The sequence below is a fragment of the Paraburkholderia sp. MM5384-R2 genome (genome assembly GCF_014201025.1).
GTDB lineage: Bacteria > Pseudomonadota > Gammaproteobacteria > Burkholderiales > Burkholderiaceae > Paraburkholderia > Paraburkholderia tuberum.
The window spans coordinates 90,620-115,501 of record NZ_JACHDI010000024.1; the positions used below are offsets into that span (position 1 = coordinate 90,620).

Annotated in this window: 27 protein-coding genes and 1 pseudogene; 6 read left to right on the forward strand and 22 right to left on the reverse strand. The window is 63.8% G+C overall.

Going from position 1 to position 24,882, the window contains the following annotated elements; all coding sequences use genetic code 11:
- Positions 1 to 5 precede the first annotated feature (5 nt).
- From HDG37_RS29985 to HDG37_RS29995, 3 genes are read right to left on the reverse strand one after another with little or no spacing between them, the layout of a single operon-like run.
- A complete protein-coding gene (locus HDG37_RS29985; RefSeq protein WP_184054010.1) occupies positions 6 to 1,115 on the reverse strand; it encodes a heme A synthase in 1,110 nt (369 codons plus the stop codon).
- A 22-nt stretch (positions 1,116 to 1,137) separates the two neighbouring features.
- Positions 1,138 to 1,812, reverse strand: coding sequence for a cytochrome C oxidase subunit I (locus HDG37_RS29990; protein WP_184054013.1), 675 nt, complete (start codon positions 1,810 to 1,812; stop codon positions 1,138 to 1,140).
- Positions 1,813 to 1,863: 51 nt separating this feature from the next.
- Positions 1,864 to 2,580, reverse strand: a complete 717-nt coding sequence (locus tag HDG37_RS29995; RefSeq protein ID WP_184054016.1) for an SURF1 family protein — start codon at positions 2,578 to 2,580, stop codon at positions 1,864 to 1,866.
- A gap of 111 nt (positions 2,581 to 2,691) precedes the next feature.
- On the opposite strand from HDG37_RS29995, the gene HDG37_RS30000 reads away from it, so the two are divergent.
- On the forward strand, positions 2,692 to 2,901 hold the full coding sequence (locus HDG37_RS30000) for a twin transmembrane helix small protein (RefSeq protein ID WP_008921867.1): 210 nt from the start codon (positions 2,692 to 2,694) through the stop codon (positions 2,899 to 2,901).
- A 160-nt stretch (positions 2,902 to 3,061) separates the two neighbouring features.
- Here the strand turns inward: HDG37_RS30000 and HDG37_RS30005 are convergent, their stop codons facing one another.
- The 8 genes from HDG37_RS30005 to HDG37_RS30035 all read right to left on the reverse strand — a co-directional run bounded on the left by HDG37_RS30005 (position 3,062) and on the right by HDG37_RS30035 (position 10,439).
- A complete protein-coding gene (locus tag HDG37_RS30005) occupies positions 3,062 to 3,919 on the reverse strand; it encodes a cytochrome c oxidase subunit 3 (RefSeq protein WP_184054018.1) in 858 nt (285 codons plus the stop codon).
- Positions 3,920 to 4,044: 125 nt separating this feature from the next.
- On the reverse strand, positions 4,045 to 4,254 hold the full coding sequence (locus tag HDG37_RS30010) for a DUF2970 domain-containing protein (RefSeq protein WP_018419310.1): 210 nt from the start codon (positions 4,252 to 4,254) through the stop codon (positions 4,045 to 4,047).
- A gap of 50 nt (positions 4,255 to 4,304) precedes the next feature.
- A complete protein-coding gene (locus tag HDG37_RS30015; RefSeq protein ID WP_184054020.1) occupies positions 4,305 to 4,940 on the reverse strand; it encodes a cytochrome c oxidase assembly protein in 636 nt (211 codons plus the stop codon).
- A 42-nt stretch (positions 4,941 to 4,982) separates the two neighbouring features.
- Positions 4,983 to 5,117 carry a cytochrome oxidase small assembly protein gene (locus tag HDG37_RS38855; RefSeq protein ID WP_090802886.1) on the reverse strand — a complete coding sequence of 45 codons (135 nt, stop codon included), beginning with the start codon at positions 5,115 to 5,117 and terminating at the stop codon, positions 4,983 to 4,985.
- A 109-nt stretch (positions 5,118 to 5,226) separates the two neighbouring features.
- Positions 5,227 to 6,840 carry a cytochrome c oxidase subunit I gene (gene ctaD, locus HDG37_RS30020; protein WP_184054022.1) on the reverse strand — a complete coding sequence of 538 codons (1,614 nt, stop codon included), beginning with the start codon at positions 6,838 to 6,840 and terminating at the stop codon, positions 5,227 to 5,229.
- 44 nt (positions 6,841 to 6,884) lie between these two features.
- The gene (coxB, locus tag HDG37_RS30025) at positions 6,885 to 8,537 is read right to left on the reverse strand and encodes a cytochrome c oxidase subunit II (RefSeq protein WP_184054024.1); all 1,653 of its coding nucleotides are present in this window, start codon (positions 8,535 to 8,537) and stop codon (positions 6,885 to 6,887) included.
- 64 nt (positions 8,538 to 8,601) lie between these two features.
- Entirely contained in the window at positions 8,602 to 9,078 is a 477-nt protein-coding gene (locus HDG37_RS30030) for a DUF2244 domain-containing protein (protein ID WP_184026596.1), read from the reverse strand.
- Positions 9,079 to 9,473: 395 nt separating this feature from the next.
- Positions 9,474 to 10,439 (reverse strand): methyltransferase domain-containing protein, encoded by a 966-nt coding sequence (locus HDG37_RS30035; protein ID WP_184054026.1) that lies wholly within the window; start codon positions 10,437 to 10,439, stop codon positions 9,474 to 9,476.
- 121 nt (positions 10,440 to 10,560) lie between these two features.
- On the opposite strand from HDG37_RS30035, the gene HDG37_RS30040 reads away from it, so the two are divergent.
- Positions 10,561 to 11,307, forward strand: a complete 747-nt coding sequence (locus HDG37_RS30040; RefSeq protein WP_221312181.1) for a ComF family protein — start codon at positions 10,561 to 10,563, stop codon at positions 11,305 to 11,307.
- 18 nt (positions 11,308 to 11,325) lie between these two features.
- Positions 11,326 to 11,796: a tRNA (uridine(34)/cytosine(34)/5-carboxymethylaminomethyluridine(34)-2'-O)-methyltransferase TrmL gene (trmL, locus tag HDG37_RS30045; RefSeq protein WP_090802877.1), complete on the forward strand. Its 471-nt coding sequence runs from the start codon at positions 11,326 to 11,328 to the stop codon at positions 11,794 to 11,796.
- On the opposite strand, the gene HDG37_RS30050 is transcribed toward trmL, so the two are convergent.
- The 5 genes from HDG37_RS30050 to HDG37_RS30070 all read right to left on the reverse strand — a co-directional run bounded on the left by HDG37_RS30050 (position 11,769) and on the right by HDG37_RS30070 (position 14,768).
- Entirely contained in the window at positions 11,769 to 12,329 is a 561-nt protein-coding gene (locus tag HDG37_RS30050) for an O-acetyl-ADP-ribose deacetylase (RefSeq protein WP_184054030.1), read from the reverse strand. The two genes, trmL and HDG37_RS30050, sit on opposite strands and share 28 nt — an antisense overlap.
- Before the next feature lie 111 nt (positions 12,330 to 12,440).
- Complete coding sequence (locus HDG37_RS30055) at positions 12,441 to 13,439, reverse strand: NAD(P)H-dependent glycerol-3-phosphate dehydrogenase (protein ID WP_090802873.1); 999 nt, start codon at positions 13,437 to 13,439, stop codon at positions 12,441 to 12,443.
- Positions 13,440 to 13,461: 22 nt separating this feature from the next.
- On the reverse strand, positions 13,462 to 13,938 hold the full coding sequence (gene secB / locus HDG37_RS30060) for a protein-export chaperone SecB (protein ID WP_018419299.1): 477 nt from the start codon (positions 13,936 to 13,938) through the stop codon (positions 13,462 to 13,464).
- A 147-nt stretch (positions 13,939 to 14,085) separates the two neighbouring features.
- Positions 14,086 to 14,346 (reverse strand): glutaredoxin 3, encoded by a 261-nt coding sequence (gene grxC / locus HDG37_RS30065; protein WP_090802871.1) that lies wholly within the window; start codon positions 14,344 to 14,346, stop codon positions 14,086 to 14,088.
- On the reverse strand, positions 14,343 to 14,768 hold the full coding sequence (locus HDG37_RS30070; protein WP_013088271.1) for a rhodanese-like domain-containing protein: 426 nt from the start codon (positions 14,766 to 14,768) through the stop codon (positions 14,343 to 14,345). Before HDG37_RS30070 ends, grxC begins: the two co-directional genes overlap by 4 nt.
- A gap of 137 nt (positions 14,769 to 14,905) precedes the next feature.
- Here HDG37_RS30070 and gpmA point away from each other — a divergent pair, with 137 nt between their 5' ends.
- The 3 genes from gpmA to HDG37_RS30085 all read left to right on the forward strand — a co-directional run bounded on the left by gpmA (position 14,906) and on the right by HDG37_RS30085 (position 18,570).
- Positions 14,906 to 15,652, forward strand: coding sequence for a 2,3-diphosphoglycerate-dependent phosphoglycerate mutase (gene gpmA, locus HDG37_RS30075; protein WP_184054032.1), 747 nt, complete (start codon positions 14,906 to 14,908; stop codon positions 15,650 to 15,652).
- A 354-nt stretch (positions 15,653 to 16,006) separates the two neighbouring features.
- Complete coding sequence (locus HDG37_RS30080; protein ID WP_184054034.1) at positions 16,007 to 17,584, forward strand: S41 family peptidase; 1,578 nt, start codon at positions 16,007 to 16,009, stop codon at positions 17,582 to 17,584.
- A 227-nt stretch (positions 17,585 to 17,811) separates the two neighbouring features.
- Positions 17,812 to 18,570 (forward strand): molybdopterin-synthase adenylyltransferase MoeB, encoded by a 759-nt coding sequence (locus HDG37_RS30085; protein WP_184054036.1) that lies wholly within the window; start codon positions 17,812 to 17,814, stop codon positions 18,568 to 18,570.
- A gap of 100 nt (positions 18,571 to 18,670) precedes the next feature.
- On the opposite strand, the gene ptsP is transcribed toward HDG37_RS30085, so the two are convergent.
- From ptsP to HDG37_RS30115, 6 genes and pseudogenes are all read right to left on the reverse strand, one after another.
- Positions 18,671 to 20,413, reverse strand: a complete 1,743-nt coding sequence (ptsP, locus tag HDG37_RS30090; RefSeq protein WP_090805570.1) for a phosphoenolpyruvate--protein phosphotransferase — start codon at positions 20,411 to 20,413, stop codon at positions 18,671 to 18,673.
- 370 nt (positions 20,414 to 20,783) lie between these two features.
- The gene (locus HDG37_RS30095; RefSeq protein WP_018419292.1) at positions 20,784 to 21,053 is read right to left on the reverse strand and encodes an HPr family phosphocarrier protein; all 270 of its coding nucleotides are present in this window, start codon (positions 21,051 to 21,053) and stop codon (positions 20,784 to 20,786) included.
- A gap of 124 nt (positions 21,054 to 21,177) precedes the next feature.
- On the reverse strand, positions 21,178 to 21,705 hold the full coding sequence (locus HDG37_RS30100) for a PTS sugar transporter subunit IIA (RefSeq protein WP_184054038.1): 528 nt from the start codon (positions 21,703 to 21,705) through the stop codon (positions 21,178 to 21,180).
- Positions 21,706 to 21,948: 243 nt separating this feature from the next.
- Positions 21,949 to 22,905, reverse strand: a complete 957-nt coding sequence (gshB, locus tag HDG37_RS30105; RefSeq protein WP_184054040.1) for a glutathione synthase — start codon at positions 22,903 to 22,905, stop codon at positions 21,949 to 21,951.
- Positions 22,906 to 23,009: 104 nt separating this feature from the next.
- Complete coding sequence (gshA, locus tag HDG37_RS30110) at positions 23,010 to 24,299, reverse strand: glutamate--cysteine ligase (protein ID WP_018434736.1); 1,290 nt, start codon at positions 24,297 to 24,299, stop codon at positions 23,010 to 23,012.
- Between the two features lie 254 nt (positions 24,300 to 24,553).
- Positions 24,554 to 24,882 (reverse strand): annotated as a pseudogene (locus HDG37_RS30115) (ammonium transporter); the annotation flags it as partial.

The window sequence follows — 24,882 nt, forward strand, 5'->3', positions numbered from 1 at the left end:
GTGAGTCACGCTGGCGCGGCTTCGCGCGCAGGGAGCGCGGCGCGGCCGGGACGGCTATAAGCGATCCGAAAGTTTAACATAACGAGCAGCAGCAGCAGGATCGCGGCCCCGCCGTTATGGGCGACCGCAATCGGTAACGGCCATTGCAGCACGATGTTCGACAAGCCGGTGACGAACTGGATCAGCACCACCAGCAGCACGCCGTTGGCGGGTCGCCGCAGTGACTCGAAGCGGCGCATCTTCAACGCGAACCACACCAGATAGGCGATCACAGCGAACGCGAACGTGCGATGCGTCCAGTGAATCGCGACCAGCGCATCCTGCGTGATCATGTCGCCGTCGCCGGTCATGCCGAGCGCGCGCCAGAGGTAGAAGCCGTGCGCGAAGTCCATCGGCGGAATCCATTGGCCGTTGCAGGTCGGGAAGTCGGTGCACGCGAGCACCGCGTAGTTCGTGCTGACCCAGCCACCGAGCGCGATTTGCAGTACCAGCAGCGCGAGACCCGCGAGCGCGGCCACGCGCCAGCGCGCGGCCTCGGGCTCGTAGGCCGGCAGCGGCGTCAAGCGCGCCGCGAGCCAGCCGAGCGTGCCGAGCAGCGCCAGGCCGAGCAGCAGATGCGTGGTCACGATGATCGGCTGCAGCCTCATGGTCACGGTCCACGCGCCGAACACGCCTTGCACGACGATCAGCAGCAGCAACGAAGTCGGCCACCACGGCGACACATGCAGCGGACGACGCTTGATACGCGCCGTCCAGGCAATGATCGTCTGCGCGATGATCAGCACGCCGATCGCCATCGCGAAGTAGCGATGGATCATTTCGATCCACGCCTTCGTCATGCTGACGGGGCCGCTCGGCATCGCCTGATAGGCCGCGGAGATCGCCGCGTGCGCGATGAACGGCGACGACGTGCCGTAGCAGCCGGGCCAATCCGGGCAGCCGAGGCCCGAATCGGTGAGGCGCGTGAAGCCGCCGAACATCACGAGATCGAGCGTCAGGAAAGTGGTGAGCCAGACCAGCTTGCGGAATTTGTTGTCGTCGGCCTTGACCCACACGTAGGACAACGGCAGCAACGCGATACACAAGCCGATCAGGCCCAGTTGCAATACGAACATCTCATTTACCCAGGTTGGGGCGTCAGCCGATGGTCGACCATTTGAGCAGCTTGGTCAGGTCGCCTTTGATCTTGCTCGGGTTCGCGTCTTTCGGAAAACGCATCATCAGATTGCCGTTCGGATCGACCAGGTAGATGTGGTCGGTGATCCGCGTGCCGGTGCCGGCAGGCAGCCACGCGGCGACCTGCGCCGGATCGGCGATCAGCATGTCGGTGTTCGGGTAGGCGGTTTGTATCACGTCCGCGACCTTGTCGGCATCGGTGCGCAGCCACACTTCCATGACGCGCTCGCGTTCCGGGCCCTGAGCTGCGCGGATTTGTCGCATGAAGTACAGCTTCGTCACGCAGGCTTGGTCGCACGCGCTGTTGTCCACCGAGATCATGAGCCAGCGGCCATGCAGCGAGGCGAGCTTCAGCGGCTTGCCGTCCGCGTCGGTGACCATCAGCGAGTCCGGGATCGGCCGTTGCGGCTCGATCAGCGCGCCGTAGTTCGTGCTGCCGCCGGTCGGCTTCACGACGAAGTACATGAAGTACGAGATCGCGATCGGCGCCGCGCAGATCACCGCGAGCAGCAGCAGCACCCAGCGGCCGCGCCGCCACGAGCCCGGGCCGTTCGGTTGGCCGGGCATCGCTTTGGCCGCGGCGGGTTTGCCGCTGGATTTGCCAGCTTCCGGCGAACGGGGAGTTTGAGTCGACACTACAGAACCTCTTTCAATGTTTGGACGGCGGCGAGCCGTGCCTTGCGTTCCTCACGCGCCTGGCGCGTGCTCTTTTTTGCCCGCGCGGCGCGCCGCATACAGACCGAAGGCGAGCGCGGCGGCGGCCATGCCCCACCACTGCAGCATGTAGCCGTAGTTGCGCTCGACGCCGGTGGTCGGTGCGGGCCAGTCGCGCACCAGGCCGTCGCCGGCATCGCCGGTCTGCTGGATCACGAACGATTGCAGCGGCAGCCCGGTCTCCGCGGCGTACGAGCCGACATCGAGATTCTGCCGGATCAGGTGATGCGCGGCCGATCCACCCTCGCCGAGCTCGAACGCGCGCGACGCGTCGGCACGCGCAATCCCTTCGATCTCGACCTCGCCCGGCGGCGTCGTGTACGGCGCGATGATCTCGCGACTGCTCAGGTTGCGCGGCAGCCAGCCGCGATTGACGAGCACGTAACCGCCGTCGGCGAGTTTAAAAGGCATCACGACGTAAAAGCCCGGCTGATCGTTATACGGACGATTATCGAGGTACACGACCTTGTCCGTGACGAAACTGCCGCGCGCCTTCACGCGATGAAACTCGACGTCCTTCAGCGCGAGCGGCGCCGCGCTGACCGGCAACGCGGGCGCGTTCTCGAACTGCGTGATGCGCGCCTCGAGCGCTTCCTTCTGATGCGCGCGATCGCGCTGCCAGAAACCGAGCCGCATCGTCACGACGACGACCAGCAGGATCAGCAGCGCGGGAATCAGGCGAAACTTCATTGCAGGCGCTCCGGCATCGCGCTCAGCGCCGCCGGGAACCTGCGGCAGACGCCCGCTCGCGGTGCGATAATGAATCTCTTGCCACTGCGCTTTCCGGTTTCAGTTGGTTCCATGCACATTATCGTTCCCATCGCCTTTGCTCTCATCATCGCCAGCATGGTGTCGGCGCTGTATTTCATGATGCACGACAAAGGCAAGACCAAGCGGATGGTCTGGTCACTCGCCACGCGGGTGGGCCTGTCGATCTCGCTGTTCCTGTTCATCCTGTTCGCACACTGGATGGGCTGGATTCAGTCGACCGGGATTCCGTACGGGCGCTGACGCTCGCGGATAGGTCGCCGCCGCATCCCTTCAGCGGCAAATTTTCCTCGCCGCCAAACAAAACGCCGCCCTGAGAGGTCGAGGGCGGCGCTGCATTCAGCCTTGCATACTGCCTCGTGCGCTCCGCCTGAACGGCGTTGCGCGCACGGATCTGGCCGCATTACAGCCAGTACACGACGACGTACAGACCGAGCCACACGACGTCGACGAAGTGCCAGTACCAGGCCGCGCCTTCGAACGCGAAGTGATGTTCCGGCGTGAAGTGGCCGCGAATCAGACGCACCAGCACAACGGAGAGCATCGTGCCGCCGAGGAACACGTGAAAGCCGTGGAAGCCAGTCAGCAGGAAGAACGTCGAACCGTAGATGCCCGAAGCCAGCGTCAGGTTCAGCTCGTTGTACGCGTGGAAGTATTCGAAGCCCTGCAGGAACAGGAAGCTCACGCCCAGCACGATTGTCGCCGCGAGCCACGCAATCGCCTTCTTGCGATGGTTGTCGCGCAGCGCGTGGTGCGACACCGTCAGCGTCGCACCCGACGACAGCAGCAGCGCCGTGTTGATGGTCGGCACCGGCCACGGCTGCATCGACTTGTAGGTGCCCACGAGTTCGGCCGGGCCGTTGTTCGGCCACACCGCCGTGAAATCCGGCCAGATCAGTTTGTAGTCGAGGCTGCCGAGTTGATGCAGCGCGATTTCGCGGGCATAGAACAGCGCGCCGAAGAATGCGCCGAAGAACATCACTTCGGAGAATATGAACCAGCTCATGCTCCAGCGGTACGACCGGTCGACGTTCTTGCCGTACATGCCGCCTTCCGACTCGGCGATCGCGTCGCCGAACCAATGCCACAGCGTAAAGAGCAGCCACAGCAGACCGATGAGCACGCCAAGCGGCGCCCAGGTATGGTCGTTGATCCAGGCCGCAAGCGATCCGAGCATGACCAGCAACCCCGTAGCGGCGCTGATCGGATGCCGCGACGGATGCGGTACGAAATAGTACGGGCTCTCGTTTTGACCGCTCATTCTTGATTCTCCACTCCAGTCCAGTTGTTCCGGAATCTCCGGCTGTATCTTCGGCGGCGCGTCGATACCGCACCGCTTCTCTCTAATTCGTGGGCTCTTCTCTGCTGCTGCGCCCTGCTACTGCCTCAACCGACCACGAGGCGCACGACCAGAATCAGCACCCCGATCAGAACCGCCGCGCCGATCAGCGCCGCCACGATCACATGCAGCGGGTTCAGTTGCGTCGCGTCCGCCTCGAGATCGCGGCGCTTGCGCACGCCAAAAAACGACCAGAACACCGCGCGCATCGATTGACCGAAACTGCTCTTGCGCGGACTGCCGCCGTTATCGTTCATCTCGCTTCGTCTTCCTTCGTTCGTCCGCGGCTCGCGCCGTCAAATCTGCTTCAGGCCGGCTTCGCGGCAGTGGCTGCCGCGCTGGTCACTGCATCGTTCACTGCATTCGCCTTCGGCACCGCATCATCCGCGCTCGCCGCCGGAGTGTTCAACTCGAAAAACGTGTACGACAGCGTGATCGTCTTCACGTCCTTCGGCAACTTCGGGTCGACGACGAACACCACCGGCATCCGCTTCGTCTCGTTCGCGTTCAACGTCTGCTGCGTGAAGCAGAAACACTCGATCTTCCTGAAGTACTCGGTCGCCTGCTTCGGCGCGTAGCTCGGAATGGCCTGCGCACGGATCGTGCGCGACTGCTCGTTGCTGACGTCGTACATGACCGTCGTTACTTCGCCCGGATGCACGTCGAGACTGCGCTGCTCCGGCTTGAAACCCAACAGGCCCCGCGCGTTCGCATCGAATTCGATCGAAATCGTGCGGCTCATGTCGACCTGCGTATTCTTCGCCTCGCGCGCTGAAACGTCGCGCTGCACGAGGTTGTTCACGCCGGTGATCTGGCAGATCGCGCGATACATCGGCACCAGCGCGAAACCGAAACCGAACATCATCAACGCGACGACGAACAGCTTGATCAGCATCGAACGGTTGAAAGAGCGGTCGGCCTCGGCCGGCGGTTGCGTCGACATCTGAACCCTCAACAAACCTGCATACGGACTGCGAAGTCGGCGTTAGCTGAACCAGCACTGCTTCAGAATCGCGCTCGCGAAAAACACCGCGGCGATCGCGAACATCACCAACCCTATCCGCCTGTTGCTCGCGCGAATCTGCTCCGGCGTACGTCTTTCCTGTGGATTGCGCGTCATGCTCGACTTTCTGAGTACGGTTCTTGACTGGCGAGGCCGCCGCGCGAAGCGCCCGAGTCCGGTGGCGGCATGTCGCGCCGCCGGAACCCGGCACCTCGCCGGGATAGGCTTACTCGACGGTCGGCGGATGCTCGAACGTGTGGAACGGAGCCGGGCTCGGTACGGTCCACTCGAGGCCCGTAGCGCCGTCCCACGGCTTGTCGCCCGCTTCTACGTGCTCGCCACCGCCACGGTAGGCCGGCAGCGCCACCGCGAACAGGAAGTACACCTGTGACAGACCAAAGCCGAACGCGCCGATCGAGATCACCTGGTTCCAGTCGGTGAACTGCGCCGGGTAGTCGGCATAACGACGCGGCATGCCAGCGAGACCGACGAAGTGCATCGGCAGGAAGGCGAGATTGAAGAAGAACATCGACGCCCAGAAGTGAATCTTGCCGCGCGTTTCGTTGTACATCCAGCCGGTCCACTTCGGCGACCAGTAGTACCAGCCGGCGAACAGCGCGAACAGCGACCCCGCCACCAGCACGTAGTGGAAGTGCGCGACCACGAAATAAGTGCCGTGATACTGGATGTCGAGCGGCGCCATGGCGAGCATCAGACCCGACAGGCCACCGAACGTGAACACGATCAGGAAGCCGACCGCGAACAGCATCGGCGTTTCGAAGGACAGCGAACCGCGCCACATCGTCGCGACCCAGTTGAACACCTTCACGCCGGTCGGCACCGCGATCAGCATCGTCGCGTACATGAAGAACAGCTGGCCCGTGACCGGCATGCCGGTCACGAACATGTGGTGCGCCCAGACCATGAACGACAGGATCGCGATCGATGCCGTTGCGTACACCATCGAGCTATAGCCGAACAGCGGCTTGCGCGAGAACGCCGGGATCACCTGCGAGACGATCCCGAACGCCGGCAAGATCATGATGTACACCTCGGGGTGCCCGAAGAACCAGAAGATGTGCTGATACATGACCGGGTCGCCGCCGCCTGCCGCATTGAAGAACGACGTGCCGAAGTGACGGTCGAACAGCAACATCGTGATCGCGCCCGCCAGAACTGGCATCACGGCGATCAGCAGGTACGCGGTGATCAGCCAGGTCCAGACGAACATCGGCATCTTCATCAGCGTGAGCCCGGGTGCACGCAAGTTCAGGATCGTCACGACGATGTTGATACCGCCCATGATCGACGACGCACCCATCAGGTGGATCGCGAAAATCGCGAAGTCCATGCCCGGGCCCATCTGCGTGGAGAGCGGCGCGTACAGCGTCCAGCCCGCGGCGGTCGCGCCGCCCGGTGCGAAGAACGAGCCGACCAGCAGCACAGCGGCGACCGGCAGCAGCCAGAAGCTGAAGTTGTTCATCCGCGCGAAAGCCATGTCCGATGCGCCGATCTGCAGCGGCACCATCCAGTTCGCGAAGCCGACGAACGCCGGCATGATCGCGCCGAACACCATGATCAGCCCGTGCATGGTGGTCAACTGGTTGAAGAACTCGGGACGCATGATCTGCAGACCCGGCTCGAACAGTTCGGCACGGATCATCAGCGCCATCACGCCCCCGGACAGGAACATGGTGAACGAGAAGATCAGGTACAGCGTACCGATATCCTTGTGGTTGGTTGCGAACAGCCAACGACGCCAGCCGTGCGGCGTTTCGTGGGCATGGTCGCCGTGCACGTGCTCGTGACCCGCGACTACATCGTGTCCGATGCTAGACATGACAATCTCCTAAAGCGAATTCTGCGGTGCTGACCATGAACACGTCAGGCTGCCGGGCTGATCTGAACACGCCGGGCTTCCTTAGCGTCGGTGCCGCCGGTGATCGTTTCCGGCTTCTTCAAAATAATATGATCGTCGGCAATGCCGGCTGCTTTCAGCGCGTCGCGAACGGCTTCGGCACGACTCTTCGCGAGCTTCGCGTTGACGTCGGCGGAGCCGGTTGCGTCGGTGAAGCCCGACAGCGTGAATTTCGCGTCCGGATGCGCCTTCGCGTAGGCCGCGGCCGCGTCGACCGCCGCTTTCGCGTCGGCCGGCAGCGTGCTCTTGCCGGTCTCGAAGTAGATGCTCGCCGGCAGCGCGGCCTCTGCGTTGTTCGAAGCAGCCGCGCCAGCCTCGTTGCCCGATGCGGCCGGTGCGGACGCCGCTTTTGCGCCCGACGCTGCTTCCGCGCCCGATGTCGCAACGGCGCCGCTCGCGGCAGCACCGGCGTTGGCCAGATGATCGCCGCCTTCCGGCAGCTTGCCGTTGCGCGCGTCGGCGACCTGCTTCGGCTGCAGGATGTCGCCCGTGTGGTTGCCCCACGAGTTACGTTCGTACGTGATCACCGCGGCGATTTCGACGTCGTCCAGCGTCGGCGCCCACGAAGGCATCGCGTTCTTGCCCTTCAACACGAGGCTCACGTGCTGCCCGATCGGACCGTTGGCGATCTTGCTGCCGTCGAGCGCCGGGAATGCGCCCGCGCCCTTGCCGGTCGGCTGGTGGCAGACCGCGCAGTTCGCCGCGTAGACCTTGCCGCCGCGTTCCATCAGCTCGGCCATCGTGTAGGTCTTGTTCGGATCGTCTTGGCCGGCGGCCATTTTCTTCTTCTCCTCGTCGACCCACTTCGCGTAGTCGTCAGCCGACAGCACCTCGACGACGACCGGCATGAACGCGTGTTCCTTGCCGCACAGTTCGGTACAGAAGCCGCGGAACGTACCGGTGCGGTTGGCCTTGAACCACGTGTCGCGCACGAAGCCAGGAATCGCGTCCTGCTTGACGCCGAAGGCCGGCACGTACCAGGAGTGGACCACGTCGTTCGCGGTGGTGATGATGCGGATTTTCTTGTCGACCGGCACCACGAGCGGGTTGTCGACTTCCTGCAGATACAGCGTGGAGATCGGCTCACGGCCCTCGGTTTGCGCGCGCGGCGTGGCGAGCGTGGACAGGAAGCCGATGCCCTCGCCCGGACCCTTCACGTAGTCATAGCCCCACTTCCACTGGTAGCCGGTGACCTTGATCGTGAGGTCGGCGTTCGAGGTGTCCTTCATCGCGACGACGGTCTTGGTGGCGGGCAGCGCCATCAGCACGACGATGATGAACGGCACGATTGTCCAGATGATTTCGACGGTGGTGCTTTCGTGGAAATTGGCTGCGTTGTGGCCTTTCGATTTGCGGTGCGCGAAGATCGAATAGAACATCACGCCGAACACACCGATGAAGATCACGGTGCAAAGTCCCAGCATGAACATGTGAAGGCTGAACAGTTCCTCAGCGATTCTCGTTGCAGGCGGCTGGAGATTGATCGCGTTGACGGCAGGGCCGCCCGGAGCATCGCCCACTGCCAGGGCGGCACCGGCGAAAAGCAGTCCGCTCGTCGCCAGCACGCTCATGAGCGCTCGCTTGATTGTTTTCATAGCTTCCTTACCCAAATTTTCCATTCAAACCCCTCGACCCCGCTGGCAGCGTGTCGCGCCCCCTTGAACGCCGCGCGTCCGGCACCATCTAACAACGTGCCAGCCACATACGTAGTTCGCCTGCGAACTGCGCGCGCCGATTCTGCGCGAGATGTTGCCCGATCATGATCGTCTGCCCGCGCGAGACCAGCTTGATCTGATCGCGCGGCGTTGCGCCCGGCTCTATCCGCACCCAGCGCGGATTGAATTCGAATTGCGTAATCTGCTCGGCGCTGACCTGCTCGATCACGAGCCGGTTCGGAAACAACCGGATGCGCTCGTAATCGACAGCATGACGCGCATATATTGCAAACGCGATACCTACGGCCAGCAATTCGATTCCGGTGAACGGCAACACCAGCCAGGCGCCGACCAGAACCAGCATGAATGCAATTGCCAACGAAAACAACGCAAGCGACACGTACAGACAGACGAACTGCCGCGGCGATATCGAACAGTTGCGCTTCATGGTCCAGTCCCTGAGGACCGGTTCTGAATCCGCCAGCAGATGATCTGATGCGCCCATCGCTGCCTCCTGCGAATCGTCGAGTCCGGCTTGCCTTCTTTTACTTCCGGATGCATCTCGCGGCCGCCGTTCGTGTCACTGTTTCCAGCATCACTCGCGAGCGCGCCAACCCCTACCGCATCACTTCATTTTGCAGCCCCGCGCCTCGGGCTTGCCACCCCAAATGTGGGAACCTCGGGTGACAAACTGACGCATTATAGGCGTGATCCATAGCATCGACAAGCAAGCCCCGATCGGCCCACAAGCCAGGCGCGACAAGCCTTCGCGCCATTTTGCCCAGCATTTTGCGGCTCTTTTGGAGGGCAAATCCCAGGCATAACGGATGTCCTCTTTACCGCTTTTGCAACACGTCGACCGCACCGTCGGCAAGCAGTTGATGACAGCACCGCAATCTGCTATCCACGCTTGCCCGGACCTCGTCCGATGTCCTCGAGCCGCACGATGCCATGTCCTTCCGCCGTGGTGCGCGGCACGGCTTTCCATGCGTGGCCGTAGATCACCTCGAAGGTCAGCGCGATCGTGCCGTCGGCGCGCCGGCGCGCTTCGAGCGCGGCGAGCAGGGCTTTGTGCAACCGACGCGCGAGCACGCCGGCATGCGCATCGCGCTCGAACGGGTACGCGCCCCAGCGACGCACGTCCGCGAGCAGCGACTCGGGCGACTTATAGGTGATCGTCAGCGTCTCCTGGTCCATCACCGGAATCTCGAAGCCGGCCTCGACGAGCATGTCGCCGAGGTCGTGCATGTCGACGAAGTCGATCACATGCTTGCGAGACGCGACGCCGTGCGCGGCCTCGATCTCGGCGTAGGCACCGCGCAACTCCTTCAGCGTATCGGGGCCGAGCGTGCTGAACATTAGCAGGCCGTTGACCTTCAGCACGCGCTGCCATTCGGGAAAGACCAGATCGGGCCGCGAGTGCCAGTGCAGCGCGAGGTTGGACCAGATGAATTCGAATGCGCCGGACGTGAACGGCAGCGCGGAGAAATCGGTTTGCGCGAAGCGCGGGCCACGCGCGCCGAGCGCCTTGCCGAGCGAGGCGGGAAGAAAGCGCCGCCAACTGGTGTCGCCGGCATCGTGGCGCAGCGCGCGGCGGAGCATGCCGTGCGACAGATCAGCGCCGAACACCGGCGCTTCGGGAAAGCGTTCTCGCAATGCAGGGAGGTCTTCGCCCGCGCCGCAACCGGCGTCGAGCACGCTCGAGGGCGCCACCTTGATGTAATCGAGACGCTCGCGCATGCGCTGCGCAATCTCGCGCGGCAGGAACGCAACCTCGTCGAAGTTGGCAGCGCGACGGTCGAAAATACGCCTGAGGCGCCGTGAATCGTAGGCCGGACGGCCAGATTGAGCGGATGTTGGGGACATGTGTGTCGTGCTGGCGTGAGCTCGAAGTATACTCGGTCGTTCCCCTCCATTCAGCGAGAACGGCTTTCACCGGCGCTCACTCGTGCGATTCCAGTCATTTTCTTCGTCGTGTCGAAATCAGCTGGCGCGTTTTGCGCGCGGTCTGCATTCGGCATGGCCGCGGGCCTTGAACGCCGCGCTGCCGAACCTGTGCGCGTTGTGCGGCAATTTGTCGCATAAGGCGTTGTGCGACGGTTGCGACGCGGCCTACTGGAACGAGAGCCGGCTGCGCTGCACCGTTTGCGCGGTACCGTTGCCGGCGTCACGCTGGGTCGCTCAGGCGCGGTATCACTGCGCGGATTGCGTGGCCGAGCCGCCGCCGTTCGACGCGAGCTTCGCGCTCGCCGACTATCGCGCGCCGCTCGATACACTCGCGGTCGGCCTGAAGTTCCGCGCCCGGCTGATGCTCGCGCGAGACTTCGCGCAACGCCTCGCGCGGCTCGCTGAAGCCAATTGGCACGACGCGGCCGAGCGGCCCGACGTGATCGCGCCAGTGCCGCTCGCCGGTCGCCGTCTGGTCGAGCGCGGCTACAACCAGGCCTGGCAGATCGCGCGGCCGCTCGCCCGGGCGCTCGGCGTGCGCGGCGACCCCACGCTGCTCGAACGAACGCTCGACACCGCGCCGCAATCGCGCCTCGATCTCGATGCGCGCCGGCAGAACGTCGGCCACGCGTTTCGCGTCACGCGCCCAGTGCGCGGCCTGCACGTCGGCATCGTCGACGATGTGATGACGAGCGGCGCGACGCTCGAAGCGCTCGCGCATACGCTGAAGGCCGCCGGCGCGCGGCGGGTTACGAACTTCGTCGCGCTGCGCACTCCGAAAAACTAGCTTTTACGTGGTCTTCTTATGTTCAACGTCGTTCTCGTAGAACCCGAAATTCCGCCCAACACCGGCAACGTGATTCGCCTGTGCGCGAACACCGGCGCCCGGCTGCACCTGATCGAGCCGCTCGGCTTCCCTCTCGACGACACCAAGATGCGGCGCGCCGGCCTCGACTATCACGAGTACGCGGAAATGAACGTGCATGCCGATTGGGACGCGTTCATCGCGAAAGAAACGCCCGACGCGTCGCGCATGTTCGCATTCACGACGCGCGGCTCGGGGCGCTTTCACGACCATGCGTTTCAACCGGGCGACTGGTTCGTGTTCGGCGCCGAAACGCGCGGCCTGCCCGGCACGGTGCTCGAGCGCTTTGCGAACGAACAGCGCGTGCGTCTGCCGATGCGTCCCGGCAATCGCAGTCTGAATCTGTCGAATACGGTGGCGATCGTGGTGTTCGAAGCGTGGCGTCAGGCCGGCTTCGAAGGCGGCGCCTGACGGCGTTCGAGCTCGGCCTCGTAGCGTGCGAACATCGCGTCGTCGAAGCACGCGAACGTCACGTGCTTCATGTGTGGTGTGCGCGGCAATGTGTCGAGTACGGTCGCGACGGCGATGCTGACCGCATCGTCGGCGGGGAAACGGTAGATACCGCAGCTGATCGCTGGAAACGCGATGCTCGTGCACTGAGTTTCGCGCGCGACTTCGAGTGAGCGCTGATAGCACGATGCGAGCAGGTCGGCTTCGCCATGCGCGCCGCCACGCCACACTGGACCGACCGCATGAATCACATGCTTCGCGGGCAGACGATAGCCGGCGGTGATTTTGGCGTCGCCGGTCGCGCAGCCGCCGAGCGTTTCGCATTCGCGCAGCAACTCCTTGCCGGCCGCGCGATGAATCGCGCCGTCCACACCGCCGCCACCGCGCAGCGAAGTATTCGCGGCATTGACGATCGCATCGACGGCGAGCGTCGTGATATCGACCACGCGCGCTTCGAGCGTGCACGCGCCAGGACTGAGATTGAAGGTGGGCATGGGAACCTCGCTGACCCGAGTCTCGCTCACGAAGTGGACAACCCGAAGTGGACAACCGGGCGAGGCAGCCGTTCAACGCTAATTTCCGCTAAACGGCTGATAGAAAAGGCTTTATTCCGCCTTCGAATCGCGCCGCAGGAGCGCGCTAACCGCATCGCGCGGCGCCACGCCGTCGAACAGCACCGCGCAGACCGCCTGCGTGATCGGCATTTCGATTGCATGAGCACGTGCGATCGAGAGTACCGCCCGCGCGCAGCGCACGCCTTCGGCCACGTGACCGAGACCGCCGAGGATGTCGTCGAGCGTGCGGCCCGTGGCGAGTTGCAGGCCCACGGTGCGGTTGCGCGACAGATCGCCGGTAGCAGTCAGAATCAGATCACCGAGGCCGGTCAACCCGGTAAAGGTTTCCGCGCGCCCACCGAGCGTCACGCCAAGGCGCGACATTTCGGCGAGGCCGCGGGTGATCAGCGCCGCACGTGCATTGAGGCCGAGGCCGAGGCCATCGGCGATGCCCGTGGCGATGGCGAGCACGTTTTTCACCGCGCCGCCCACTTCGACGCCGACGACGTCGTCGCCGGTATAGATGCGCATCGCGCCGTGATGGAACGCCGCGACCGTGCGTTCGCGGCATGCCGCCGACGGGCTCGCGATCGTCAACGCAACCGGCAGCCCCTGCCCGACTTCGCGCGCGAAGCTCGGTCCGGACAACACGCCGTTGCTCGCATGCTCGGGCAATTCCGCCGCGACCGCCTGATGCGGCAACAACTGCGAATCCGCTTCGAACCCCTTGCACAGCCACACGATATGCGCGGGCACCTTGCCCGCATCGCGCATCGCGCGCAACAGGCCACGCAGGCCAGCCACGGGCGTCGCGACCACGCACAGCGCATCGTCGTCGAGCGCGTGATCGAGCGCCACGCCGAGATCCGCTTCAAAGCGAAGCGCGGGCGGCAACGCGACGCCCGCCAGATAGCGGGCGTTTTCATGCGAAGTGGAAAGCTCGGCGATGAGCGCGGACTCGCGCGCCCACAACACCGTGTGGTGCCTTAAGGCCAGATGGCCGGCGAGGGCGGTGCCCCAGGCGCCAGCGCCGAGAACGGCGACTTTCATAGCCGGCACTGCGCGCGGCGCCTTAATGCGTGACGCCTTTTTGCGCCGCGCCGTCCTGCTGGGCCGCGCTCATCTGGGCGAGACGCTGCTCGTACAGCGCCTGGAAGTTGATCTCGGCGAGGTGGATCGGCGGGAAGCCGGCGCGGGTGATCGCATCGGCGATGTTCGAGCGCAGGTACGGGAACAGGATGGTCGGGCAGGCAATGCCGACGAGCGGATCGATCTGCTCGGCAGGAATGTTGCGAATGTCAAAAATGCCGGCCTGTTTCGCTTCGATCAGGAACGCGACCTTGTCCGACACCTTGGCCGTGACCGTGCCCGTCACGAGAATTTCAAACACGGATTCGGCGAGGCGCTCGGCCTTCACGTCGACTTCGACTTCGACCGACGGCATTTCCTGCTCGAGGAAGATACCCGGCGAATTCGGCTGCTCGAGCGACATGTCCTTCAGATAGATGCGCTGGATGTTGAAGAACGGCTGGTTATTCTCGTCGGACATGATGGTGATTCCTGATAGGTGTGCGTGGCGGCGGCCGATGCACGCATGGGCCGCCAGATTATTGCGCCGGCTCGCCGGCTCCACGAGGAGCGCGTGCGGCGGCTTATCGAGTGGTCCGCCCGCTCGCGCGGCGCGAAACGCGCGAACTCAGGCTGCTTCGAGCAGCGGCGTCAGACCGCCCGCGCGATCGAGCGCGGAAAGGTCATCATAGCCGCCCACATGCGTCTCGCCGATGAACACCTGCGGCACCGTGCGACGACCGGTCCGGGTCATCATCTCCTCACGACGGCCCGGGTCCTTGTCGATCAGTACTTTCTCAACGTGCTCGACGCCGCGCGACTTTAAAAGACGTTCGGCCATCTGGCAATATGGGCACACCTGGGTGCTGTACATGATCACTTTGTTCACTTGGCTGCTCCTTGTTTCACAACCGGCATACCGGCTTTCTGCCAGGCGTCGACGCCGCCCTCGAGAACATGGACTTCCGCGTATCCCGCTTCCTGCACGATACGCGCGGCCTTGTTCGACTGCTGGCCGGTCTGGCACACCAGCAGCACCGGGTTGCTCTTGTTCTTCGCGAGTTGCGTGACTTTCGCCTGCAACTCTGCGAATTCGAAATGCCGTGCCGAGGGCAGGTGCCCCTTGGCGTAATCGGCGGACGGCCGCAGATCGATGACCGCCGCGTTGCGCCGGTTGATCAGTTGGGTGGCTTCAGCGGCCGACAGGCCGCCACGTCCACGCCGACTGATGGTCGGCCACAGCAGCAACCCACCAGAGATAAGGACGATTGCGATCAGGACAAGGTTTGTGTATTCGGTGAAAAACTTCACGGAAGATCCGCCGGAAAGAGAGAAATCGAAAAGGTCAACGCGAGCATTATAAAATAACCGTTCGACGCGATGGCGATGCGCCGCCCGAGGCGCCGCACAGCGCGAGACCGCTTCCTCACTACCGACCGGCAACTCTCATGTACAAACTCGTTCTCATCCGCCACGGCGAATCGACTTGGAACAAGGAAAACCGCTTCACCGGCTGGGTCGACGTCGACCTCACCGAGCAGGGCAACCTCGAGGCGCAGCAGGCGGGCGGGCTGCTCAAGGAATCGGGCTATACGTTCGACATCGCCTACACGTCGGTGCTCAAGCGCGCGATCCGCACGCTGTGGCATGTGCAGGACCAGATGGATCTGATGTACCTGCCCGTCGTGCATTCGTGGCGCCTGAACGAACGCCACTACGGCGCGCTGTCGGGTCTGAACAAGGCCGAAACCGCCGCGAAGTTCGGCGACGAGCAGGTGCTGGTCTGGCGCCGCAGCTACGACACGCCGCCGCCCGCGCTCGAGCCCACCGACGAGCGCGCGCCGTACACCGATCCGCGCTACGCCAGGGTGCCGCGCGAGCAACTGCCGCTGACCGAGTGCCTGAAAGACACGGTCGCGCGCGTGTTGCCGCTGTGGAACGAGTCGATTGCGCCGGCCATCAAGTCGGGGCGCAGCATCCTGATCGCCGCGCACGGCAACTCGATCCGCGCGCTGGTCAAGTATCTCGACAACATCTCGGACAGCGACATCGTCGGCCTCAACATCCCGAACGGCGTGCCGCTCGTTTATGAACTCGACGACAACCTGAAGCCGATCAAGCACTTCTATCTCGGCGACCAGGACGCGATCGCCAAGGCGCAAGCCGCGGTCGCGAGCCAGGGCAAGGCGGGCTGATCCGGCATTTCCGGGCGCGGCCCACGCCACGAAAACGCGCGGGGCCGCACGCAGACAACCGGGCCGACAAGAAATTCTGTATTGCGCCCGGCGGTCAGATTCAGAGGCCCGCTGCAGGGTTCACCGTAGCGGCGAGCGCATCCGCTGGCCTTGCGCGGCAACTCTCAGTTCCGACCCGCCGAGTGCCATGTCGTACGGCTCGCCATCCGCGGCTCGGGTCGCAAGAACCAGGACCTTCCCGTACTGTCGAAGCACGATTGCCTGCACCGCGCCCTGAGCAGGCGGGTGTGCAGTTATACTTGTCCGTCCAATCTTTATCGACGCTGCCACGCGCTTCCGACCGCAACAGACTCTATGCGAAAGAACCTGAAAAATTTCGGCCTGATTGCCGCGGGCCTTGCTACCGGTGTCTTTGCCACCCTGCAATACTCCGCCTCGGCCCAGCAACCCGCTAGCGCCGCAGTCGCCCCGCTGCCGCTAGACCAGCTCAGGCTTTTCGCCGAAGTGTTCGGGCAGATCAAGCACGAATACGTCGAACCGGTCGACGACAAGAAGCTGCTCACCGCCGCGATCAAGGGCATGGTGTCCAGCCTCGACCCGCACTCGTCGTACCTCGACAAGACCGACTATGAAGAGCTGCAGGAGCAGACCAAGGGCCGCTTCGCGGGGCTCGGCATCGAAATTTCGTCGGAAGACGGCCTGATCAAGGTAATTTCGCCAATCGAAGACACCCCCGCGTTCCGCGCCGGCATCCGTCCGGGCGACCTGATCACGCGCATCAACGACAAGCCCGTGCGCGGCATGACGCTCGACAAGGCGGTCAAGCAGATGCGCGGCGATCCGGGCACCAAGGTCACGCTGACCATCTTCCGCAAGACCGACGACCGCACGTTCCCGCTCACCGTCACGCGCGCGATCATCAAGGTGCAGTCGGTGAAGGGCAAGATCGTCGCGCCGGGCTTCGCGTACGTGCGCATCACGAGCTTCCAGGAACGCACCACGCCCGACCTCGCGGCCAAGCTGCAGGATCTCGCGCGCCAGGAGCCGAACCTGAAGGGCCTCATCCTCGACCTGCGCAACAACGGCGGCGGTCTGCTGCAAAGCGCAGTCGGCGTCGCGGGCGCGTTCCTGCCGCCGAATTCGGTGGTGGTGTCGACCAACGGCCAGATTCCGGATTCGAAGCAGATCTATCGCGACACCTACGATAACTACCGTCTGCAATCGTTCGACAGCGATCCGCTCAAGGACGTCCCGGCCATCTTCAAGACCGTGCCCATGATCGTGCTGACCAACGCGTATTCGGCGTCGGCGTCGGAAATCGTCGCGGGCGCGCTGCAGGATCAGCACCGCGCGCTGATTCTCGGCAAGACCACGTTCGGCAAGGGTTCGGTGCAAACCGTGCGCCCCCTGACGGCCGACACCGCACTGCGCCTCACCACCGCGTATTACTACACGCCGAGCGGCCGTTCGATCCAGAACAAGGGCATCCGCCCCGACATTCCTGTCGACCAATACGCGGAGGGCGATCCGGACGACGCGCTCGTGACCCGCGAAGTCGACTACTCGAATCACCTCGCGAACACGCAGGACCCGAACGAGAAGAAGGAAGCGGAGCAGCGCGAGCAGGAGCGCATGGACCAGTTGCGTCAGCTCGAAGAGCAGAACGACAAGAAGACGCCGGAACAGCGCCAGAAGGAGCGCGAACGCAAGCCGGTCGAGTTCGGTTCGGCTGACGACTTCATGCTGCAACAGGCGGTCGACAAACTCGAAGGCAAGCCGGTTCAGGAATCGAAGTCGTTGATGGAACGCCGTCTCGCGCAGAACAAGCCGGGCACGTCGGCCTCCGCGCCGGTCGCGGTGAAGCCGACGCAACCGGTGCCGGGCGCATCGGGATCGGCGCCGGCTTCGGCACCGGCCCCCGCTGGCAAGTAAGCTGGCCGACAGGCAGCGAACCCCGCGCGTGTCTTCGTAGCACGATAGTCTGCGAAGACACGCCGCAACAGTTTCAGCAAAAGCCGCCGCCTAACCGGTGGCGCATCACGGCAAGCCGCAACCGCCACCCTCCCCGCGCGATTAAAATAACAGCCACGAATGCGCGCCACGGCCCCTCGGCCTGCCTCTCCTTGCGCGACATAGCGACCCACCCCACGCGCCCCGCCATGAATGACGATCAACTCCTTCGCTACTCCCGCCACATCCTCGTCGATGAAATCGGCATCGAGGCGCAGCAGCGTTTTATCGACGCCCACGCGATCATCGTCGGCGCGGGCGGGCTCGGTTCGCCAGCCGCGCTGTATCTCGCGGCTGCGGGCGTCGGCCGTCTGACGCTCGTCGATGCCGATACCGTCGACCTGACCAATCTACAACGACAGATCCTGCACGTGAGCGCGTCGGTTGGACGTAGGAAGGTCGAGTCCGGGCGCGACATGCTCGCGCGGATCAATCCCGAGGTCGTCGTCAACGCGGTGGCCGAGCGCGTCGACGATGCCTGGCTCGACCGCGAGGTGCCGCACGCGAGTGTCGTGCTCGATTGCACCGACAACTTCGCGACGCGTCACGCGATCAACCGCGCGTGCGTCAAGCATCGCGTGCCGCTCGTGTCGGGCGCGGCGCTGCGCTTCGACGGCCAGATCAGCACTTTCGATTTCCGCGATGAAGCGTCGCCGTGCTACGCGTGCGTGTTTCCCGAAGACCAGCCGTTCGAAGAAGTCGCATGCTCGACGATGGGCGTGTTCGCGCCGACGGTCGGCATCATCGGTTCGATGCAGGCTGCCGAAGCGCTGAAGGTGATCGGCGCAATCGGCACGCCGCTCGTGGGCCGCCTGACGATGCTCGATTCGCTGCGGATGGAATGGAACACGATGCGGATCGGACGTCAGCCGGATTGTCCGGTGTGCGGCCACGCGCACGGGTCTTGAGGCGGTTCTGCACTGCCCGTTCGCGTGACGCCGAAATAGCAGAACGCCGCACATGTGCGGCGTTTATTCGTTCAACGAGGCACGACGATGCGCGTCAGATTCAAACCAGCGCGACACGCTTGAGCGCCGCTTGCACCTCCTCCGGCTCGAACGAAGCCAGCACGTCGGCAACGGGCTTTTCGAGCGTCTTCAGATGCGAGCGCAGCACCTCCTGCTTGACTTCGAGGAGTTGGCTCGGATGCATCGAAAACTCGGTCAGCCCCATGCCGAGCAGCAGACGCGTCAACGCCGGATCGCCCGCCATCTCACCGCACACCGACACGGGCACGCCCGCGCGCTTCGCCTCGCGCAGCGTGAACGCGATCAGATGCAGCACGGCCGGATGCAGCGGGTCGTACAGATGCGCGACCGCGTTGTCCGCGCGATCGATCGCGAGCGTGTACTGAATCAGATCGTTGGTGCCGATCGACAGGAAATCGAGCCGCTTCAGAAACAGCGGCAACGCGATCGCGGCGGCCGGGATCTCGATCATCGCGCCCACCTGCACGTTCGGATCGTAAGCGATACCCGCGTCGTCGAGTTGACGCTTCGCTTCGCGGATCAGATCGAGCGTCTGGTCGATTTCCTGCGCGTGCGCGAGCATCGGGATCAGGATCTTCACCCTGCCGAACGCCGACGCGCGCAGGATCGCGCGCAACTGCGTGAGGAACATCTGCGGCTCGGACAGGCTCCAGCGAATCGCGCGCAAACCGAGCGCCGGATTCGCGGCGGTCTCGTAGCCGTCGCCGCCCATCGAATCGAGCGGCTTGTCGGCGCCGACGTCGATCGTGCGGATCGTGACCGGCAAGCCGTTCATCAGTTCGACCGCGCGACGATACGCGCTGAACTGCGCCTCCTCTTCGGGCATCCGGTGCTTGTGATTCATGAACAGAAACTCGGTGCGGAACAGACCCACGCCGGTCGCGCCCGATTCGACCGCCGCGCGCGCGTCGTCCGGCAACTCGATGTTCGCGCACAGTTCGATGCGCGTGCCGCACAGCGTTTGCGTCGGCGAGAACTTGAGCCGTTGCAGCTTGCGCTGCTCGAGCTCCTTCTCGCTTTGCCGGTACGAGTATTCCTCGAGCACGATCGGCGCGGGATCGACGATCACGATGCCGTGGTCGCCATCGACGATGATCAGATCGTCCTGGCGGATCAGCGCGCTCGCATGCTGCACGCCGACCGCGGCCGGAATGCCGAGGCTGCGCGCGACGATCGCGGTGTGCGACGTGCGCCCGCCGAGATCGGTGACGAAGCCCTGGAACGTCTGCGTCTTGAACTGCATCATGTCGGCCGGCGCGATGTCGTGCGCGACCACGATCATCTCGTCGCACGCGCCATGCACGTTGCCGACGATGCCCGGCGCGCCCGCGAGCGCCTTCAGCACGCGCTCGACGACCTGCTCGATATCGGCCTTGCGCTCGCGCAGGTATTCGTCTTCGATAGTGTCGAAATGGCGCGACAGTCTTTCGAGCTGTTCGGTCAGCGCCCATTCCACGTTGTAGCGGCGCGTGCGGATCAGGTCGATGGTTTCCTGAACGAGCATGACGTCGTTCAGGATCATCGTGTGAACGTCGATGAACGCGCCCATTTCGCTCGGGGCATCCGCGGCAAGATCGGCGCGCAATACGTTGAGTTCTTCATGCACGCGTTGCTGAGCCGCGCGAAAACGCCCGACCTCCCCTTCGATCTGGGGCGGTTCGATCAGATAGTGGTCTACGTCGAGTGCTGCCGGGGCGATCAGATAGGCCCGCCCGATGGCGATACCGCGTGACACGGGAATTCCATGCAGCGTGAATGACACGCGCACCTCCTCTAGTTGTGTAATGCCGCGGCAAACCGCTGCAATGCTCTCAGACTGTACTGGGCATTATAAATTCCGCGCCTTTTTGAAGTGTGTCAGCGGTGTGTGCAGCGCAGCACGGATTATCGCAACGAGGTGCCCTCGTACCCGGCGAAGCTTCGCTCTATACACATCGCGCAAAACATATGATTTAAACATTGAAAACGCATGTCGCCTTACGCGCTCTTGCCGATGGCTTTCGCGCCGCTTCTAGATCCCTTTAATCTCGATTAACAGCGCGCCTCTTCTGATATTCAGATGTCGGCGGCGAAAAAAAACCGCGGACTGAGCCGCGGCATTTTCGGGTTTGTCGAAGGCAAAGCGCGTGGCTTTATTGACCTTCGCCAAACTTATCGGCGATCAGTTTCAGGAGCGCGTCCATCGCGTCCTGTTCGTCGGTGCCTTCCGTTTCGATCAGCACGGTACTGCCGATGCCCGCGGCCAGCATCATCACGCCCATGATGCTCTTCGCGTTGATACGACGGCCATTGCGGCTCATCCAGATTTCCGCCTGGTAGTTGCCCGCGAGTTGCGTCAACTTGGCCGACGCGCGCGCGTGCAGCCCCAGCTTGTTCACAATTGTCGTTTCCTGTTGCAGCATGTGATGGTCCGAAGCGCGGGTGAATGAAATGGTGAAAAGTGTTACTGCAAAGCGGCTTCAATGCGATCGGCACCGTTGTGAAACCGCTTGAATCCGTCGAAGCTTGCCTGCGAACCAGCCCGGCTTACAGGCCGGTCGCGTCCGTCTTTTGCGTCAGATCGGCATCGGCCGGCAAAGCGGGAACACAGTCGGCGGCCGCCGCGTCAGGCGGCAGCGCCGGCAGGCACTCGGCAGCGCACGCTGGCGGCGTGACCGGTGTCGGCATCGCCGGTCCGATCGCGTGCACGCCCTTGGTCGCGCCGGCGAGCGCCTTGTCGACGAGCGTGTCGAGCGGCGTCGCGCGATAGCAGACCGCGCGCACCAGCATCGGCAGATTGACGCCGCACAGCACACGCACGTCCGGCACGGCGGCGAGCCGGCCCGCGATGTTGGCCGGCGTCGCGCCGAACATGTCGGTCAGCACGAGCGCGCCGTTCTCTTCCTTCAGCCGCACGACTTCCGAATTCGCGAACGCGACGACCTGCGCAGGATCGCAATCCGGCGACACGTCGATCACGCCGATACGCGCCGGCAAACCGCCATAGATGTGGGAAACGCAATCGCGCAACGCGGTGGCGAATGGAGCGTGCGCAATGATCAGAATGCCTGCCATGTCAGCCTTACTGCAAAAGAACGGCCCCAAACCGTGGACCGGGACTCGAGCCCGGTTCGCCATCGCCCCGGACCGGCCGTGGGTCGCGAGGGCGGGAATGCATCGTCGGGCGAGCGGGCATTGTAGCAGCCTCATTTTCGCGCCAATCCCGACGCCACGCCTGATGCGGATTTACTACGCAGATTGGGGGTGCAGCCGGGCAATCAAGGCCGCTGCGTCGGCGCGCCACGCGAGCGCCACGCGTCAGCCGACCGCGCGCTCCAGCGCGTCGACGAACATCGCGGCGACGTCGAAGCCGGTCTGGTCCATGATCTCGCGGAAACACGTCGGGCTCGTGACGTTGACTTCGGTGAGCCAGTCGCCGATCGCATCGAGTCCGACCAGCAGCAGGCCGCGCGCCGCCAGCACCGGCGCGAGCGTATCGGCGATCTTGCGATCCTGCTCGCTGAGCGGCCGCGCGACGCCCAGTCCGCCGGCCGCCAGATTGCCGCGCACCTCATTACCCTGAGGAATGCGCGCGAGCGAGTACGGCACCGCTTCGCCGCCGATCAGCAGGATGCGCTTGTCACCTTCCTTGATCTCGGGAATGAATTTCTGCGCCATCACCGAGCGCGCGCCGTCGTGGCTCAGCATTTCGAGGATCGAGCCGAGGTTCATGCCGTCCGCCTTCACGCGGAATACGCCCATGCCGCCCATGCCGTCGAGCGGCTTCAGGATCACGTCGCCGTGCTGTTCGTGGAACGCGCGCAGACGCGCCGGGTCGCGAGTGACCAGCGTCGGCGCGACGAACTGCGCGAACTCGCCGATTGCGAGCTTCTCCGAATGATCGCGGATCGCCTGCGGTTTGTTGAAGACGCGTGCGCCGCCACGCTCGGCCAGTTCGAGCAGCCAGGTCGACGTCACGTATTCCATGTCGAACGGTGGGTCCTTGCGCATCACGACCGCGCCGAAGCTCGCGAGCGCGCGCGGCGTGGCGGCATCGGCGGCAAACCAGACATCACGATGCAGATCCGTGGTATCGCCGACGATCGCAATGCGCTGCACGTTCGCCTCGACATCGCCGCCGGTCCACGCCAGATGCTTCGGCTCGCAGGTGTACACCGTGTGACCGCGCCGCGCCGCTTCGGCCATCATCGCGTAGGTCGTGTCTTTGTAGATCTTGAAATGGCTGAGCGGATCGGCGATGAAAAGAATGTCCATGAAAGTCCCGGTGCGCCCTGGGGGGCGTGACATTGTTCGTCAATATAGTCTTTGAAGACGGCGATGGCGGCACGCATGCCGCCATCCTGCCCGCGCGAGGCGGCTTAGACCTGGATCGCTTCAGGATCGGTCTTTTCGAGTTCGACCGATGCGGCCAGCAACCCGAGCCGCGCCACGACGCCATACATATAGAAGCGGTTCGGCGGCGCCGCGCCGGGCTTCGCGTGCGCATCGGGCAGCGCCGTGTGTTCGAAGCCGAGCGGCACGAAGTGCATGCCCGGCGCGTTCAGGTTCTGGTCGCGCTCGCGGCTGCCGTGCACGCGATAGAAGCCGCCCACCACATAGCGGTCGATCATGTAGACGACCGGCTCGGCGACTTCCTCGCCGATGCGCTCGAACGTGTAGACGCCTTCCTGCACGATCACGTCGTGCACTTCGAGGCCGTCTTTGGTCGCGGCCATGCGCGTGCGTTCGCGCTTCGTCAGCGCGGCGACCTCCGACGCGTCGTGCACGGTCATCACGCCCATGCCGTAGGTGCCCGCATCGGACTTGATCACGACATACGGTTTTTCGGAGATGCCGTACTCGCGATACTTGCGCGCGATCTTCTTCAGCACGCCGTCGATCGCATCGGCAAGGGCTTCCTCGCCGGTGCGCTGCTGGAAGTCGACGCCCTCGACGTGCGCGAAATACGGATTGATCATCCACGGATCGATCTCGACCATCTTCGCGAACTTCTTCGCGACGTCGTCATAGCACGAGAAATGCGTCGACTTGCGACGCACCGCCCAGCCCGCATGCAGCGGCGGCAGCAGGTACTGCTCGTGCAGGTTTTCGAGCACGGGCGGAATACCGCCGGACAGATCGTTGTTCAGCAGGATCGAGCACGGGTCGAAGTTCTTCAGACCAAGGCGCCGCTGCGAGCGCTCGAGCGGTTCGAGCACCAGCTTCTGGCCGTCCGACAGCGCAATCGTGACCGGGCCGTTGATGGTTTCGTCGAGCGTGCCGAAGCGTACGTTCAGACCCGCCTGGCGCATGATCGACGCAAGCCGGGCGACGTTTTCGAGGTAGAACGCGTTGCGGGTGTGACGCTCGGGAATGACGAGCAGATTCTTCGCGTCCGGGCAGATCTTTTCGATCGAGGCCATCGCGGCCTGCACCGCGAGCGGCAGCACTTCCTGCGGCAGATTGTTGAACGCGCCGGGAAACAGATTGGTGTCGACCGGCGCGAGCTTGAAGCCCGCGTTACGCAGATCGACGGAACAGTAGAACGGTGGCGTGTGCTCCTGCCATTCGAGCCGGAACCAGCGTTCGATAGCGGGCGTGGCGTCGAGGATCTTCCGCTCGAGGTCGAGCAGCGGGCCGTTTAACGCCGTAACTAGGTGCGGAACCATTGATCACTCGCAGACTGGAGAAAAAAGATTGTAGAGCAAATGCTTTGTCCATTTGGGGACGGTTTCTCCATTCGCAAGCAGACTCGAATGCATTCTCCCTATCTCGATGATAGGCGCGGAAAATCGCCGTTTGCAACCCGATCAGCAAGAAAAAAGCCCGCCATGAAGGCGGGCGAAATTGCTGCGCTTGCTTAACCATTTTTTCTTACTGACGGGCCCGGGAGCGCGGGCCGAACCGGGACACAGGTTCTCCGTTATTCGACTTTCTCGCCGTGCAGGCTCACGTCGAGGCCTTCGCGCTCCTGCTCTTCGGTCACGCGGATGCCCATCACCAGGTCGATGATCTTCAGAAGCACGAAGCTCACGACGCCGCTGTAGATCAGCGTCGTCAGCACGCCCTTCGCCTGCAGGATCACGCTGCCGTCCGCGCCGCCGATGTCCTTGACCGCGAACACGCCGGTCAGCAGCGCACCGATGATCCCGCCGATGCAGTGCACGCCGAACGCGTCGAGCGAATCGTCGTACCCGAACTTGTGCTTGAGCCACGTGGCCGACCAGAAGCAGACCACACCCGCGACGATAC